Genomic DNA, 16,559 nt, shown 5'->3' on the forward strand with positions numbered 1-16,559 from the left:
GAATGTCTGAAGGCCCAGCAATCGCGAGCCATGAGCTTCCCGAACGCGAAAGCATGGAATTTGATGTTGTGATTGTCGGCGCAGGCCCTGCTGGCCTTGCTGCGGCGATCCGGTTCAAGCAGATCAATCCTGAGCTTTCAGTCGTTGTTCTTGAAAAGGGCGGGGAAGTCGGCGCGCATATTCTCTCAGGCGCAGTCGTTGATCCAAGCGGTATTGATCAGCTTCTTCCGGGCTGGCGAGAGGAAGAGGGGCACCCCTTCAAGACGCCAGTGACGGCTGACCATTTTTTGTTGCTGGGTCCTGCTGGCTCTGCGCGCTTGCCAAATTTCATCATGCCGCCGCTGATGAACAATCACGGCAATTACATTGTATCGCTTGGCAATGTCTGCCGCTGGCTTGGTACGAAGGCTGAAGAGCTTGGCGTTGAAATCTATCCGGGCTTTGCTGCGACGGAAGTGCTTTATAATGATGAAGGCGCTGTGATCGGTGTGGCAACGGGCGACATGGGCATTGAGCGCGATGGCACACATGGCCCGAATTACACGCGCGGCATGGCATTGCTTGGCAAATATGTGCTGATTGGCGAAGGTGCGCGCGGTTCGCTGGCCAAGGAACTGATCACCAAGTTCAAGCTTGATGAGGGGCGCGAGCCAGCCAAATTTGGTATTGGCCTCAAAGAGCTTTGGCAAGTCGATCCATCCCAGCATAAGCCTGGCTTGGTGCAGCATTCATTCGGCTGGCCGCTGGACATGAAAACCGGCGGTGGCGCGTTTCTGTATCACCTTGAAGACAATATGGTTGCGGTTGGTTTTGTGCTGCATCTCAACTATAAAAACCCGTATTTGTCGCCGTTTGAAGAATTTCAGCGCTTCAAGACGCATCCGGCAATCCGCGCTACTTTTGAAGGTGGCAAGCGCCTGTCTTATGGCGCGCGCGCGATCACCGAAGGCGGATACCAATCGGTGCCAAAACTGTCTTTCCCTGGCGGCGCGCTGATCGGTTGTTCGGCAGGCTTTGTCAATGTTCCACGCATTAAAGGCAGCCACAACGCGGTTCTGTCTGGCATTCTTGCCGCCAATAAAATTGCAGAAGCCTTGGCGGCTGGCCGTGCCAATGATGAGCCGATTGAAATCGAAAACAGCTGGCGCAACAGTGCCATCGGCAAGGATTTGAAGCGCGTTCGCAACGTGAAGCCGCTGTGGTCGAAGCTTGGAACAGTTGTGGGTGTTACTCTTGGTGGTCTTGATATGTGGACCAATCAGCTGTTTGGCTTTTCGTTCTTCGGCACGCTGAAGCATGGCAAGACCGATGCGCAGGCATTGGAACCTGCAGCAAAGCATAAGAAGATTGACTATCCGAAGCCGGATGGCGTTCTGACTTTTGATCGTCTGTCGTCAGTGTTTCTGTCGAACACCAATCACGACGAAAACGAGCCAGTGCACTTACAAGTCGCTGATATGAAATTGCAGCAGACGTCAGAACATGATGTTTTTGCTGGTCCATCGACACGCTATTGCCCGGCGGGCGTTTATGAATGGGTGGATGCTGACGGCAATTCTGCAACTGACCCACAGGCCAAAGACGTTCGCTTTGTAATCAATGCGCAGAACTGCGTGCATTGCAAAACGTGCGACATCAAGGACCCGAACCAGAACATCAACTGGGTTCCGCCACAAGGCGGCGAAGGACCAGTTTATGTAAACATGTAATGTTTACAGGAACTGTGTCCGTCTCGTCCGCCGCTGAAAAATGCCGGCGAAGGACCGGTTTATGTAAACATGTAATGTTTACAGGAACTGTGTCCGTCTCGACCGCCGTTGAAAAATGTCGGCGAAGGACCAGTTTAGGAAAACATGTAAATGGAAAAGGCGGTTTCAAACCGCCTTTTTTATTGAAGCATAACGGATTGCGTTTCCGGCTCATCAGTATCGGGCCGGACAGGCAAAGGAACTGAAAAATCAAGCCTGACGGGCAGATGATCCGACCCTACGTTGTCGCGTGAAATGGCAACAGGTTCTTGGATTTCGTCGCTTACGAGAACCTGATCAATAGGCAAACCGATATAAGGCGCGAGTACCACGGAAAGACTTTGTGGCATCCATGTGCCGCCGATTCCGGTCAACGCCCTCGTGGCCGAAGCCTTTTCAATACGATGGACTGCATTGCTCCACGGCGTTGCGTTGAAGTCACCCGCAATCATCGACGGGCCGTTGAATTTTTGCAATTCCGGCGCCAATGCATCAATGGTCGTGGCTTGATTAAATGGCCATGGAAGGGCGGCGTGATAAGCCGCAACGTTGACGCTTGTGCCACTGAAATCGATCGCTGTCATAGCAAGGCGGTTATCGCCAAGGCAGAGTTGTTTGCTGCCTTCACTGAATGGGCGGCGGGACAAAATACCCACGCCCATCTTGCCGCCATCGATGTGGCATTCAAAATGATAAGGATATGTGCCTTTGAGAATATCGATCCACATAGCCCAATCGGAACCGGCTTCCTGATAGGTGATCACATCAGGTTTTTCCTGCGCAATCATTTGCAAGACGCGTTTTGGTTCAGGATTATTATAGCGTAGATTGATCTGCACCAGACTATAACGCGCAGCAGATGCTGGTGTCGTGGCCTGGGCTGCGGATGATCCTTCAAGCAGATTGCGTGCCGCGCTCACTGTTGTGCTGAAAGCAAGGATTGCAAACAGCAGGATCATTGCTCCCTCTCGCCGCATCGTTGTGAACAGAAGCGGCAGCGCAAAGAGCCCCATCAGAATTGCAAGATGTGGCCGGAAATGCGCAAGTGAATCAAACATCGGATGCGCTGCGCCGAGAAATCCGAGCACAAGCGGAACTGACACCAGAACGGCGGTGATCAGCAGGAAAAATGAAAGGCTTTCACGGCGTTTTGACATGACAGGCGCTTAGCGTTTGATTGCGGCGTGATGATGGTGCCGCAAGTAAACCCGCAGCACCCTTATCATTATTGAAACGCCGTCTCGTAGAAGCTCCTGAGTTTGCGTGAATGCAGCCTTTCGTCTGGCATGGCGGCAATCTTTTCCATGGCGCGAATACCAATCTGCAAATGCTGCGCGACCTGTCGTTTGTAAAAGTCCGTTGCCATGCCCGGCAGCTTCAATTCGCCATGCAGCGGCTTGTCGGAAACGCACAAAAGCGTGCCATAGGGAACGCGGAAGCGGAAACCATTGGCTGCAATTGTGGCTGACTCCATATCAAGTGCAACGGCCCGCGCCTGCGAAAGACGCTGAACCGGGCCGCGCTGGTCGCGCAATTCCCAGTTTCGATTGTCGATTGTGGCAACAGTGCCGGTGCGCATGATGCGCTTTAAATCATAGCCTTCAAGGCCGGTGACTTCCTCAACGGCTTCTTCCAGGGCAACCTGAATTTCTGCAAGAGCTGGCAGAGGCACCCACACAGGAAGATCGTCATCAAGAACGTGGTCTTCACGCATATAGGCATGCGCAAGCACATAATCGCCAAGCTCTTGACTGTTGCGCAGCCCAGCGCAATGTCCCAGCATCAGCCAGGCGTGCGGGCGCAACACCGCAATATGGTCTGTAATCGTCTTTGCGTTGGATGGGCCAACACCGATATTGACCATGGTGATACCGGAATGATCAGCCCGTTGCAGATGGTAGGCTGGCATCTGCGGCATACGCTGTAATGCGTTGCCGATACTCGGCGCAGATTCTCCGGCGTGCGTTATCGCGTTACCCGGCTCGACGAAACTGTCGTAACCGCCGCCACCTTCTGCCATAAGCTTGCGTGCATAGTCGCAAAACTCGTCCATATAGAACTGGTAGTTGGTGAACAGCACGAAATTTTGGAAATGTTTCGGGCTGGTTGCGGTGTAATGGGCAAGCCGGTGCAGCGAATAGTCAACGCGCTGTGCGGTGAAAGGAGCGAGCGGCATTGGCTCGCCGGGTATTGGATCAAAGTCCGCATTGACGATTTTGTCGTCAGTGGCAGCCAAATCCGGCACGTCAAACAGATCGCGCATTGGGTGCGTGAAGGCATTGGCAACCGATGCCTCGACATAGGTGCCTTCCATGAAGGCAAAATGGATCGGAATGGGGGTTGCCGATTCCCGAACGGTGACGGCAACACCGTGATTGCGCATCAGCAGGCGGATTTGTTCGTTGAGATAATGATCAAACAGATCAGGTCGTGTAATTGTTGCTGCATAATCGCCGGGCATGGTCACGTGGCCATAAGCAAGCCGTGTATCGACGTGGGCGAAGCTCGACGTAGACAGGCAAATTTCGGGATAAAAAGCCCTATACCGCTGCGGGCGGACCTCTCCCTTTGCCAATTGCTCAAAAGCCTTGCGGAGAAATGCGGTGTTGCGATCATAAAGTTTGCGCAGCGCGGCAACAGCCGCGCCAGCATCGGTAAAAACTTGCGGCTCCATAAAGGGCGGCATTTTAATTTCGTTGAGAAATGGATGATCGATTCGCTGTGTCATAGCCTAGTATAACAAAGTCTTTGACACGCGCATGTCTCACTTTATGAGCTTCGTTGCAGACTCACGTAAAGAACGAGTCCGGCGGCACTCATCTGTGCTTTCTGGCCGATTTGCGTATAGGCAAATGTAGCAGCAGGTCCGGTAAAAGCCGCTGTGAACAGTAAAACGCGCAATGCAATCAGTGCGGAGAGACGGCAACGTGAAATCATAGCCTTGTCTCTTCGCGCGCAGGTTTGAGATGCATCACGGTCATCGGGCTGATAACGGGGTTGTCACGATAGACATCATATTTTCGATCAACAAAGAGACCTGCAATGATTGCAAAACCTGCAATCATCAAACAGACTATTGTGACACGCCATAACAGCATATTTCCCCCGGCTTCAAAATCGTTTGATCTATGCGGTTGAGTTTAAAGCTGCCATCTGAACTGCTCCTGAGAGCTGCATTCATCCGGCGTTCAAAAATATTGATGTTTCATTAACTTGATCGCTTCGCACTTGTGCCAAGCTGCACGAATCTTATGTTAACTCGCATCGGAAATACGCACAAAGCCAAGAAAGCGGGAGACAAATACCTATGGCTGAGCAGATAAAACCCATTGAGCTTTACTATTGGCCCACCCCAAATGGCTTTAAGATCAGCATCATGCTGGAGGAATTAGGCGTTCCCTATGAAGTCAAATATGTGAATATCGGCAAGGGGGATCAGTTCCAGCCGGACTTCCTCAAAATCGCACCGAACAACCGTATGCCTGCGATTATCGATCCGGAAGGTCCGGGCGGTGAGCCGATCTCGGTGTTTGAATCCGGTGCGATCCTGCAATATCTCGGCAGGAAGTTCGGCAAGTTCTATCCAGCAGACGAACGCAAGCGCGTTGCCGTTGATGAATGGCTGATGTGGCAGATGGGCGGACTTGGTCCTATGTCGGGGCAGGCAGGGCACTTCCGCGTTTATGCGCCGGAAAAGGTGCAGTACGGCATCGACCGCTATACCAATGAAGTCAACCGTCTTTATGGCGTGCTCGATCGCCAGCTTGAAGGCAAAGATTATATCGCAGGCGAATATTCCATCGCTGATATGGCGAGTATCGGTTGGATCAATGCTTACAAAAATTTTGACCAGAAGCTGGAGGATTTTCCCAACCTCAAGCGCTGGCATGAAACCATGAATGCGCGACCTGCCGTACAGCGTGGTCTTGTGGTTGGTAAGGAAGAGCGCGAACGCGCATTGGCCTCGGCAAACAAGGAAGAAGAGCAGAAAGTGCTCTTTGGTCAGAAAGCGCGATAATGATAAAAGGCGGCTGAGAAGCCGCCTTTTATATATAGGTCTATTGCCTTGTGAGGCTTTCACTTTTGCAAATCAAGCCGCCCATAACGCAGCCCGAGAGTGATAGCGTGTTGCCCTTGACGCTTGCCTTGCCCGTATAGGTCTTGCCTTCGTCGAGCTTGTTGACTTCACCCTTATAGCTGCCGTCCTCGCCCGACATGGTGCCGATCGACTTGCCCTTATATTCGCCGGTCTGCACAGTGCCGCAATATTTGCCGCCACCACAGGCGGCATAGCTGATGATCGTGCCATTCGGACGTTTCCATGTGCCGACAATTGCCTCATTGGCAAAGGCAGGTGCTGCAAGCGTCGCGCTCAATGCAACAGTTGCCGTTATTCCCAAAAACAGTTTACGGATCATGCATTCCTCCCAAAATGCGGCAAGGCAATCAGCCTTGCGGAAAACTTACGCAAACGTAAACGTAATGGAGTTTTCGTCGAAGTGGAAGAGGGATAATTTGCGCACGGCAGCAATGTTTCTGACATGATCAATCTGCGTCATGGTTATCATCTGGTTTAAAGGTCCGCTGCCGCAAAATTGCGTTATTTTAGAAAAGCACAGCAATTGTCGGCCTTTGGATGTTTAACAAATTCCGAAGTTTACCCCTTGTTTGTATTTCGTTGTCGCGTTGTTAAGCATCTGTTTTAACGCGCATTTTAATCCTGTGGCTTATCTTGAAGACCATGAACGGAACGACAGATCCGACAATCTGCGGCGGCGAAAGCCCGTCACGGAAACAAAGAGCGGACGGTTCTCGGGATTTAACAGGGACAAAGAAAATGACACAGTTTCAGAGCGTTACACAGCACCACACGAAAACTTCACAGGATCGCATCCTGCTGGAGATGGGTTTGAAATATGCTATTGGTCGCGACTGTGAAATCGATGTGGTTGAAGCGCATAAATGGCTCAACATCGCAGCCATTCGCGGCAACCAGAAAGCTGAACGTATGCGCAATCAGGTTGCCGCAACCATGAGCAAAAGCGAATTGGCCGCAGCCCTTCGTGGCGCGCGTGAGTGGATGACCTCTCACTGACGGCAATATTCGGATTTTAACTCTGTTTCAATAAAAACGAGACAAGGGCATGTAATTTCGATATATTTACTTTGCGTATCTAAGCTAAGTAACACATAAAAAATGACAGTCAGAAATTTTGTGTTGTAGATAATGTTAATATTAAGCAATTGATTGACATATACCTTGTATCATATCAAGCTTAGTAGAGTAAGAAATATAAAAGCTATTGCGGTCGATCAAACACATTCGCTGTTTTGAAATATCGTGAGAAGCGATCCGTATACAACGAATTCAATAGTCCGTATCCGACAGGGAGCGACGCGATGTCTATTCGTACCTTCACAGCCATGGCCGGCACCGCAATGATTTTGGGCGCATCTGCCTTCGTTTTCTCATCCCCGGCAAGCGCACTGACCATGAAAGAGTGTAGCGCGAAGTATCAGGCTGCCAAAGATGCTGGAACGCTTGGCGGTGTAAAATGGAATGATTTCCGTAAATCGCAGTGTGGTGACGATGCAGCTGCAGCGCCCGCTGCTCCGGTTGTTCCGGCGAATAAAGCCGCAGCCCCTGCCAAAAATGCAGCCGCTCCTGCTGCAGATGATGCTGGCAAAGGCCTTAGCATGAAGCAGTGCAGCACAAAATATCAGGCAGCAAAAGATGCCGGTACCGATGGCGGTGTCAAGTGGAACGACTTCCGTAAGTCGGAATGTGGACCGGGTGCGGATCCGGTTGCGCTGACCACCGATGGCAATTCAGAGCCTCCTGCGCCAACTGTTGCTGCACCGCGTGGTGTGAAATTCCCGACAGCTGTTTCTGCCAAGTTCTCAAATGAATCTCCGGGCAAGGCGCGCATGCATACTTGCCTTGAGCAGTATCATGCGGCCAAGGATGCAAATGCGCTTGGCGGACTTAAGTGGGTCCAGAAGGGCGGCGGCTACTACAGCCTTTGCAATGCACGCCTGAAGGGCAATTCGTAAGTTCAGAGCTGTTCCCGCACGTTACAAACGGCGGGGACAGCCCTGTTTTTGCTCTACGCATTATTCAACGCAAAGGTTTTTCGCACTTTTGCTGGGGATACTTTATCTTAAACGGCTTTAAGTCGGTTTGAACTTGCACCGTTTTAGATGGAAGGGCCTTGCTGATCGGCAAGGCCCTTTTTTATTCGGGTGGCTGTTGCTCAGCCTCTTTTAAACCAGCCGCTCACTCCCACCACGAGCCAGCCCAGAATCAGGAGGCTCCCGCCGGTAGGCGCCGCCATCGGAAATAGCCTGTTCCCGATCATATCCCGCATAAACAGATCGCCACAGAACAGCGCCAGCCCCGCCACCAGCAATGCCGCGCCAATATTTGCGACACGGCTGTTTGGAATAATCAGTGACAAAACCAGCAGGGCAGGGGCGTGGCCGAGCAATATCGGAGCGATGGCACTTAGATGATTCTCCCCGCCATGTGCTGCACCGGCATAGGCCGCTATGGCCAGAGCACCACAAAGGCCTGCAAGTGTGCCAAACAGAATATTGCGGGGTTGGCTGCTGTTTTGGATCGACATATCATTACTCCGCTCTCAGGCTTTGTTTAAAGCGTTTCGGGCACTTGCAAGTGCAGCGGGCAATGCTGCTTCAAACATATCCAGTTGTTCATTCACCCCAACACTCACGCGAATGCAGCGATCAAGGACAGGCGCGCCGGGTTTGCGGACAAAAATGTCCCGTTCAATCAGACCATTGAGAACAGCGGTCGCAAAAGCTCCGTCATGTCCGCAATCAATGGTGACGAAATTCGTGGCTGAAGGAATAGGTTTTAGCCCCTGCTGTTCTGCGATTTTCGCTACTCGATCCCGGCCCGCATGAATCTTCCCTACGATCGCGTGCAGATAATCCTGATCTTTCAATGCAGCAATTGCAGCCGCCTGTGCAATCCGGCTGACCGCAAAATGGTCGCGGATTTTGTCAAATGACTTGATCGCATCTGCACAGCCTACAGCATAGCCGACGCGAATCCCTGCAAGTCCGTAAGCCTTGGAAAAAGTGCGCATGCGCAGGATGTTTGTGCGGTCGGTCTCAAAGGCCGGGAATGCTGAGGCTGGTCCGGTTTCGCAGTAAGCTTCATCGAGAATTAGCATTGTTGTTTCTGGGATGCGCTCGATAAATGCCTGAATATCCGCCCCGTCATGCCATGTCCCCATCGGATTGTCCGGATTGGAAATATAAAGCAGCGCCGGCTTTTCCTGATGCGCTTTATCAATAAGAGCGTCGAGGTCAGGCTTGTCAGCATTGTAAGGGACAGTCAGCAGATTTCCGCCAAAGCCCGCTACATGATAATTAAAGGTAGGATAACCACCGAGTGAATTGATGACTTTATCACCTTGTTGAACATATAGCCTGACAACAAGCCCCAGCAGCGCATCGACGCCTGCACCCGGCATGATGTTTTCAGGCTTTACCCGGTGATGAGCGGCAATTGCCTGACGAAGCGCATAGTTTTCCGGATCGCCATACTTCCAGACCTCTGAGGCTTCTTCCTGCATGGCCTGAATGACGGATGGAGCGGGGCCAAAGCTGCTTTCATTTGCACCGATGCGCGCTGTGAAAGGCTTTCCGCGCTGTAATTCCAGCGTTTCAGGCCCGGTGAAAGGAACGGTGGAGGGGAGGCTTTCAACAAGCGGCGTAAGTCGAGGCGATGCCATTTTGCTTCCGATTGATTTCTTTGTAAGTCTAAGAACGACAGAAGATGGAAACCTGTGTTCACAAACTCACGAATAATGACTTTTCCCTAGCCATATCAACTTGGATCAGTTTCTGCCAGTTGCAGACGGAAGCACAGCCGAATTATTGCAATATTTTGTCTTCGGCTTATCGGCTCTGCCAGAGCAACGAATATGCACCGCATATGATCGCTGTTTTGCTCTTCGAAAAAAAGCGCGTCATATCGCTGATACTGCGATCACAGCGCTTAAAGAATATCGCAACGCAACGGGGTCGAGCCTTTTTAACACAGTAGCCGGGCGGCTGGGCCACATCCTTCGGGCACCAAAATGAACAGGCGATCTGCTGCGTCAAGCCGTTGAGATGGGGACAGGTCCCATTCTTCGCGTCTTTCCTTGCATAGCTGGCCGTTATAGGTGTCATTTTCATTCAATGAATAGGCGTGAGCCTAACGATCAAGCTGTGATGATAACCAGAAAGAGCCTGACGCCGTTTCTAAGGCCAATGAGTGGATATCAACAGGGGGGGGCGGTTTTCGGATAGGATACGCGTTGTACTTACCCCGTTTCGTGCGTGAACCGCACCGCAGTGAGATGAGGATCGATAAGATTATGCTTGGAGCGCCGATCTGATCCAATCAAATCACCGCTCTAAGCATTTGTTTTAACGCGCATCTTTCCCGAAAGCCGTTTCACACTTTTCGGGATGCGCTCTAAAATGAAATTGGGCAGAGCACAGATCTGATTTAATCAGATCAAACCGCGCTTAGATGGTAGAAATAACTGACAAAATCGGTGCCAGTGCTTGTATCCCGACAGCCCTGAGTAAGAGCATTTCCTGTTTTGACTGAAGGGTTGGAAATGCTCTCCCTGTTTGTTTTTACGCATTATCCCACGCAGAACCGCTTCGCGCTTTTGCTGGAAACGCTCTACTGAATCTCCAGAACCTTCACACACGAATCGAGATCATGGGTTGCGAGATGGGCGTAACGCATTGTCATCTGCAAAGTTTGATGACCCAGCCACATTTGAACACGTCGAATATCGATCCCTCCGCGCACGAGACGCGATGCGCAGGTATGGCGCAAAATATGCGGAACGACCTGATCATCCGCCCCAAGGCCAACTTCAATTTTGGCATCGTTCCATACCTGGCGGAAACGAACCTGATTGAGCATCGAGAAAGGCCCTTTAAGGCGCTGTCGTTCAATCGTAGTCGCTTTGCGTGCACGGCGGGTCAAAGGAACTGTGCGGCTTCTGTTGGATTTTGTCAGCCAGAAGGTAACACGCTGATCCTGCAGGTCATTCCAGGTCAGCCCTATGGCTTCTCCGAGGCGACAGCCAGTATCGACAAGAAAAACGGCTAATCTGTAACTTTCTTCACATCGATATTTGATGGCAGCGAATAGTCGCTTTTCTTCCTCATATTCGAGAAATCGAATCCGTCCCACGCGCTCTTTTTGTCGGACAAATTCCGGCAGACTGTAAATATCCCCCATCTTGTTCGCCTTTCGCAGCAGCTTGCTCAAAGCAGCCATCTTTCTATTGATGGTTGCATTGCTGTTACCGCGCTCACGAAGCGAACCAATGACAAAGTCGAGCATTTCCTGATCGAAACCCGAAAAGCGGGTGCCTTTCAAAATCTCGTCTATCTCACCGAGAAACGATTTAACATTATACTTGTGCGATCCGTCATCCCAGAGAATGTTAATATATTTTCCTGTCAGTTCAGCCAGTGAGAATTGCTCGACAATTCTGTGTTTCTGATTTCTGACAGATGTATATTCCAGATTATAATCGACAACTGGCGAATATGTATCGCCACTATCAATCGTCGTGCCCCCAACGATGATCATAGTAGGTCCCCCATATTATTATGGAGAACACACTTAGAGAAATAACAAGTAAAGCACAAGATAAGCAAGCTAACATTAGTTGGAGACATATTACGATCCTCTAAAGACCCCATTGCCCCCTTTTTATTCGTTCCCGTAACTCTTCATTTTGTTCTATCGAAATCCCCATTTCGAAAGAACACAGGTTCAAGCACCTAAGAGCGCTTGCTTGGTAGCTGACGCCAACTTCGAGTGGTTGGCGTCAGTTCTTCATATCAGGTGACTTTTAGAAAGAACGCTGGAAGCGGATAATGCCGCCGAAAGCATCCTTGTTATAGGCGCGTCCGTCCATGAGGGCAGGGTGATCGCTATCCCAACGGGTGTAATTGACTTCTGGGGTGATGGTGAAGCCTGGAACGAGCTCATATGCAACGTTCGCAGCGATTGCGGTTTTGCCCCAGTCTTCGTAAGCGGCCTGTATGTTGAAAGTTGCTTTTTCGGTTGCGTTGAACTTCGCACCGCCCCAGACAGCCCAATTACCACCCCAGTTTCCGTACATGCCGATTGCATCCTCGTAAGAGGAATAACCGCCCTGCGCCCAGATCGAGAACTGGTCTGTGATGTTCACATCGACACGAACCTTGCCAGCCCATTCTTCTAGCAGCGAATCGTAAGCAGCAACACCGGCGATCGAACCCCAGCCCTGAGCATACTTCAGACCACCCACAACATGCGGCATGTAGTCGTCGATAACATTGGATTCCAGAAAGTCGCCGTCATTATCGAAATCGTCATTGTCAATATAGCTGCCGCCGCCCTGTTCAAGCGACAGGATTGCTGAGAAACCATTGCCACCGGAGAAGGTGTAGCTGATCAGATTTGTGCGATATACGCCTGCTGCAACAACGTCATCGTTGATGATGTCGCCGAGATAACCCGTGAAGGTGTGGAATGCCGATTCATCAAGACCAAGACGAAGGCCACCGAGCTGAATGTAAGCGAAGTTCAGCGTGTGGTCACCCTGATAGCCGTTCGTGAAGTTGAAACGGTTTTCTGTGTAGGTCTTCAGGGTGCCGAGTTCGGTTTCAGAAGCGGTTGAGGTGCGCAGCGTGAAGCGCGTGTTCTTGTTCCAGGTCTTTGAGTCGTACCCATCATACGCGTCACGGCCAGCGGCTGCATCATAACGGACATAACCGTGGATGCGCAGGCAGGTTTCGGTGCCTGGGATGTAGAAGTAGCCAGCGCCGTATGCATCGCAAACGCGGACATATTCAACTGCTTCTGGCTCTGGAGCGACGATAGCGTCTGCTGCCTGAGCGCCGGAAGCTGCAACGAGAGCTGCAGCGGAGCCGAGGAGAAGGCTCTTAATGTTCATTTCTGACCTCCAGTCAAGAATCGACTGGAACTCAATAAATGTCATTAAATCAATAACTTACAAATTTTCTACTGCGAAGATACGAGAAGACAGAAAGTTATAGAGGCTGGTAAAAAGCAGCCGCTCTCAGCTTGAAAGCTGAATTATTCGTTCTGAATGGGAACACAACCTCTATGTTGATGGCGGAGAGGATGGGATTCGAACCCACGAGACCCTTCCGGGTCTACTCCCTTAGCAGGGGAGCGCCTTCGACCACTCGGCCACCTCTCCGGTAAGGGCGAGATAGCCGGTACGCTTCATCATTTCAAGCGATTTGATAGGTGAATGGCAAATTTCACAGTAAAATTTATACTTTAATATATGCAGACGTGTTCATAAGTACGAATTTCCGGACATTCATCCATCATTTCAATGCCCGTATTGCGTGGATTCAGCATGAGGGATTTGCGCGGGTGGAATTCAGATTGTGGCGGATTCGATGCTGAGAGCTGATTTGCGACAGATTTCGATATTTATGCAGGGATTCGCTGTTTCGATTTTGCGGAATTGCTAAAAAATCCATGTTTTCAAACGTTAAGACAGATTAACCGCTGTTCATAAACACTAATAAAACCTTAATTTCCGAATTAAAGTCGGGCAATTTCGTGTCATTTCTGCAACAACGAGCTGTCATAGAGTGCCTCTGAGGACTGGTTGGCAATATTCGATGTTGAATAGAAAACGATGACGAGTATCTTCACATCCAGAAGAAGGAGCGCTTCGGGGCGACTTTTTCATCAGGGGATGGGGACAGGTTGTCCTTCAGCCAAATCAGAATGCCCAGACCCATTTTTAACTTTGACTGGAGGTCAGAAATGAACATTAAGAGCCTTCTCCTCGGCTCCGCTGCAGCTCTCGTTGCAGCTTCCGGCGCTCAGGCAGCAGACGCTATCGTCGCTCCAGAGCCAGAAGCAGTTGAATATGTCCGCGTTTGCGATGCATACGGCGCTGGCTACTTCTACATCCCAGGCACCGAAACCTGCCTGCGCATCCACGGTTATGTCCGCGCTGACGTTAAGGGCGGCGACGACGTTTACTACCGTGGCGGTGGTCTTACCCGTAACCCTGACGGCAGCACTGTTTTCGCTCAATCGGGTAAAAAAGATCGTGACACTTACGACTTCTTGACACGCTTCTCGCTGCGTCTGTCGACCGCTTCGGAAACCGAACTCGGTACTCTGAAGACCTATTCGGAAGTTCGCTTCCAGTACCAGAACGGTGCAGATTCAGGTTCGACCGGTACTCTGCGTTATGGCTATATCCAGCTCGGCGGTCTGCGCGTTGGTCTTGATGAATCCGCATTCGTAACCTTCCCTGGTTACCTCGGCGATGTCATCAACGACGACGTGATCCTTGCTGGTGGCTATCGCACCAACGCAATCAGCTACACCTTCACTGGCGGCAATGGCTTCTCGGCTATCATCGCTCTTGAACAGGGCAGCAACGGCGACGTAGACTACAATGGTATCATTGATGACTACACACCACATGTTGTTGGTGGCCTGAAGTATGCTCAGGGCTGGGGTTCGATCACTGGTGTTGCAGCTTACGACGCACGTAACGAAGAATGGGCTGGTAAAGTTCGCCTCGACGTAAACGTAACTGACCAGTTCTCCGTATGGGTAATGGGTGGCTATAAGTCCAATAACGACACCTACTACGGTTTCACAGATGCTAACGGTCAGTTCCGTGGTATCCGTGCAATCGACAGCTTCTACGGCACCTGGGGTGGCGATTGGGCTGTTTGGGGTGGCGCGAAGTTCAAGGCAACCGACAAGGCTACCTTCAACCTTCAGCTCGCTTACGAAGATGCGAAGACCTTCGCAGCAACTGCAAACGTTGCTTACGAACTGGTTCCAGGCTTCACCATTACTCCTGAAGTTTCCTACACCAAGTGGGACGACAAGCTTTCTGTCCTTAAGGGCCAGGACGCTTGGCAGGGTATGGTTCGCTTCCAGCGTTCGTTCTAATCCTAACGGATTGGTTACAGGAAACCCGGCAGCTCAGCTGCCGGGTTTTTTGTTATGTCTGTCTCTTAAATCCCGCGTAGCTCTTGCTTTTTCAGGCCTGGGGGTTTCTCTTTTGCTAAAGACAAGACACAGTTTCAGCGGAGATACTGGCTCATGTTAAAATGGTTCTGGCCAGGCGTGACGTGGACCGCGGCCCTGACCGCATTGGCGCTATGGTTCGGTACGGATCGCATTGAAGCCGATATTTCGGCACGTTCGGCGCAAGCATTGTCCTCCTATAGCTGGAGCGGTTTTGATGTCGATGGCCGTAACCTTGTGCTTAAAGGTGTGGCACCGGATCCCGAAACCCAAAGGGCGGCTATCCTCGCCTTGCGCAGTGTGCCGGGCGTTGGTGACATTTCAGATTTGACAACCGTGCTTGAGGCAGCCAGCCCATACATTTTCAAACTGACCAAAAGCGGGGAGGGAATCGTTCTATCCGGCTATATTCCCGACAATTCCATGCGTGATGCGATCATGGTTGCTGCCGAGTCGGCTGTGCAGAACGGATTGGTCGATGACGAGATGGCGCTGGCGCGGGGCGCTCAGCCGGAATTCGAAGACCGTGTTCTCTTCGCTGTTGATCTCGCCAGAAAACTCTCAAATGCGGAAATCGAAATTTCCGATACGAAACTATCGCTCAAGGGGATAGCTCTGAGCAATCAGGATTATGATGCTTTGATTGCTTTGTTGAATGCGCCGCTGGCCCTTGGATTGGAGCTTGCCGGTTCAAATATTGCAAGACCCTGATTCCAGAAAACTTTATTCGCTATGATCCCCTGTTTCTTCGCCGTACATGATTGACACCGGACCTCCGAGTGCCTTTCTGTATAAAGTGGCGGGTGTTTCGAAATGAATGTTAGGCGGACTCCATATGCTTTATCTTGCTGAGATGTTTTGGCCAGTGCTCCTGATTTCATGTGCAATCGGTGTCGCTGTCGGTTGGCTTACTGCTGGCAATTGATATAGGTCTGCGTAATTCTGGAACTGAATATCTGTGCGGGGTTTTTTGATTTGCTGCTGTGGCCATTTTGGTTGTGCGCAAAAGCGTTGAGTATGAGGGAACCTACATGCCGATGTTGATCATCCAACTGGCGATTTTGATTGCCGTTGCTTTTATAATTGGCTGCATTCTCGGACGCTTTGCCAAAGGCCGAAAGACCGTGGATACAAGCCAGGAAGACACGATCATTGCGGCGGCTCTTTCAAAGCCAGCGTTGAGTGAAAAACCTGAGCCTGTTGCAACGCCCAAGGCAGTCACAGTGGAAGAGCCTGTGAAAGATCAGGTTGAAGCTGCGGCTGAACCCGTAGACGAGACCGTTCAAACGGTGGGTTCAAAAGTCCCGGAAGCGGAGGCCGCGCAGACAGAAGAGATCACGATAGAAGATGAAATTGTAGAAGTCGGAGATCCTCATCGCCCGGAATTGCTGGATGCGCCGTTGAAAGCAGTTCCTGATGATTTGACGGCTATCCATGGCATCGGAAAATCAGTGGAAACGATGCTGCAGAAGCTTGGCGTTTTTCATTACGCGCAAATCGCTCAATGGAACTTGGATCAAGCCGCATGGATTGAGCGTCACATCGGTTTCGCCGGTCGTGTGTCGCGCGAGAACTGGATTGGGCAGGCAGCCAAACTCTTGCAATCGAATCAGCGCAGTGCCGCCAAAAAACGGGCAAAGCCTAAGAAATCCGGCGTCAAATCCAAAGCTCCCGCCCGCGCCAAGAAAACGCAAGCCTAGAGCACATCCCGAAAAGTGGGAACCGGTTTTCGG

15 protein-coding genes and 1 tRNA gene are annotated in these 16,559 nt (G+C 51.1%); 7 read left to right on the forward strand and 9 right to left on the reverse strand.

The features are described 5' to 3' along the window. The first annotated feature begins 2 nt into the window (after positions 1-2). Complete coding sequence (locus OPR82_RS04400; RefSeq protein ID WP_265983229.1) at positions 3-1,709, forward strand: electron transfer flavoprotein-ubiquinone oxidoreductase; 1,707 nt, start codon at positions 3-5, stop codon at positions 1,707-1,709. A gap of 179 nt (positions 1,710-1,888) precedes the next feature. Here OPR82_RS04400 and OPR82_RS04405 read toward each other — a convergent pair whose 3' ends face one another. The 3 genes from OPR82_RS04405 to OPR82_RS04415 form a co-directional block, all read right to left on the reverse strand. Beyond that, a complete protein-coding gene (locus OPR82_RS04405) occupies positions 1,889-2,905 on the reverse strand; it encodes an endonuclease/exonuclease/phosphatase family protein (protein ID WP_265983230.1) in 1,017 nt (338 codons plus the stop codon). A gap of 68 nt (positions 2,906-2,973) precedes the next feature. Beyond that, a complete protein-coding gene (locus OPR82_RS04410; protein ID WP_265983231.1) occupies positions 2,974-4,476 on the reverse strand; it encodes an AMP nucleosidase in 1,503 nt (500 codons plus the stop codon). Between the two features lie 205 nt (positions 4,477-4,681). Then, the gene (locus OPR82_RS04415) at positions 4,682-4,846 is read right to left on the reverse strand and encodes a hypothetical protein (RefSeq protein WP_265983233.1); all 165 of its coding nucleotides are present in this window, start codon (positions 4,844-4,846) and stop codon (positions 4,682-4,684) included. 209 nt (positions 4,847-5,055) lie between these two features. Between OPR82_RS04415 and OPR82_RS04420 the strand changes: the two genes are divergently transcribed. Continuing rightward, a complete protein-coding gene (locus tag OPR82_RS04420) occupies positions 5,056-5,766 on the forward strand; it encodes a glutathione binding-like protein (protein WP_265983234.1) in 711 nt (236 codons plus the stop codon). A gap of 40 nt (positions 5,767-5,806) precedes the next feature. Here OPR82_RS04420 and OPR82_RS04425 read toward each other — a convergent pair whose 3' ends face one another. Continuing rightward, entirely contained in the window at positions 5,807-6,166 is a 360-nt protein-coding gene (locus tag OPR82_RS04425) for a DUF2147 domain-containing protein (protein WP_265983235.1), read from the reverse strand. Positions 6,167-6,585: 419 nt separating this feature from the next. Between OPR82_RS04425 and OPR82_RS04430 the strand changes: the two genes are divergently transcribed. Beyond that, positions 6,586-6,843: a sel1 repeat family protein gene (locus tag OPR82_RS04430; RefSeq protein WP_265983236.1), complete on the forward strand. Its 258-nt coding sequence runs from the start codon at positions 6,586-6,588 to the stop codon at positions 6,841-6,843. 305 nt (positions 6,844-7,148) lie between these two features. Then, the gene (locus OPR82_RS04435; RefSeq protein ID WP_265983237.1) at positions 7,149-7,802 is read left to right on the forward strand and encodes an antifreeze protein; all 654 of its coding nucleotides are present in this window, start codon (positions 7,149-7,151) and stop codon (positions 7,800-7,802) included. 200 nt (positions 7,803-8,002) lie between these two features. On the opposite strand, the gene OPR82_RS04440 is transcribed toward OPR82_RS04435, so the two are convergent. The 5 genes from OPR82_RS04440 to OPR82_RS04460 form a co-directional block, all read right to left on the reverse strand. Then, positions 8,003-8,374 (reverse strand): DUF423 domain-containing protein, encoded by a 372-nt coding sequence (locus OPR82_RS04440; RefSeq protein ID WP_265983238.1) that lies wholly within the window; start codon positions 8,372-8,374, stop codon positions 8,003-8,005. A 15-nt stretch (positions 8,375-8,389) separates the two neighbouring features. Next, entirely contained in the window at positions 8,390-9,511 is a 1,122-nt protein-coding gene (locus OPR82_RS04445; protein ID WP_265983240.1) for a pyridoxal phosphate-dependent aminotransferase, read from the reverse strand. Positions 9,512-10,458: 947 nt separating this feature from the next. Beyond that, on the reverse strand, positions 10,459-11,385 hold the full coding sequence (locus OPR82_RS04450; protein ID WP_265983242.1) for a tyrosine-type recombinase/integrase: 927 nt from the start codon (positions 11,383-11,385) through the stop codon (positions 10,459-10,461). A gap of 265 nt (positions 11,386-11,650) precedes the next feature. Then, positions 11,651-12,739 (reverse strand): porin, encoded by a 1,089-nt coding sequence (locus OPR82_RS04455; RefSeq protein WP_265983243.1) that lies wholly within the window; start codon positions 12,737-12,739, stop codon positions 11,651-11,653. 180 nt (positions 12,740-12,919) lie between these two features. Then, positions 12,920-13,009, reverse strand: a tRNA-Ser gene (locus OPR82_RS04460). A 584-nt stretch (positions 13,010-13,593) separates the two neighbouring features. Between OPR82_RS04460 and OPR82_RS04465 the strand changes: the two genes are divergently transcribed. From OPR82_RS04465 to OPR82_RS04475, 3 genes are all read left to right on the forward strand, one after another. Then, positions 13,594-14,748, forward strand: coding sequence for a porin (locus tag OPR82_RS04465; RefSeq protein ID WP_265983245.1), 1,155 nt, complete (start codon positions 13,594-13,596; stop codon positions 14,746-14,748). Positions 14,749-14,901: 153 nt separating this feature from the next. Then, positions 14,902-15,537 (forward strand): BON domain-containing protein, encoded by a 636-nt coding sequence (locus OPR82_RS04470; RefSeq protein ID WP_265983246.1) that lies wholly within the window; start codon positions 14,902-14,904, stop codon positions 15,535-15,537. Between the two features lie 320 nt (positions 15,538-15,857). Then, positions 15,858-16,526, forward strand: coding sequence for an endonuclease (locus OPR82_RS04475; RefSeq protein WP_265983247.1), 669 nt, complete (start codon positions 15,858-15,860; stop codon positions 16,524-16,526). The last annotated feature ends 33 nt before the right edge of the window (positions 16,527-16,559 follow it).

It is taken from the genome of Ochrobactrum chromiisoli, from assembly GCF_026241335.1.
Classification (GTDB): Bacteria; Pseudomonadota; Alphaproteobacteria; order Rhizobiales; family Rhizobiaceae; genus Brucella; species Brucella chromiisoli.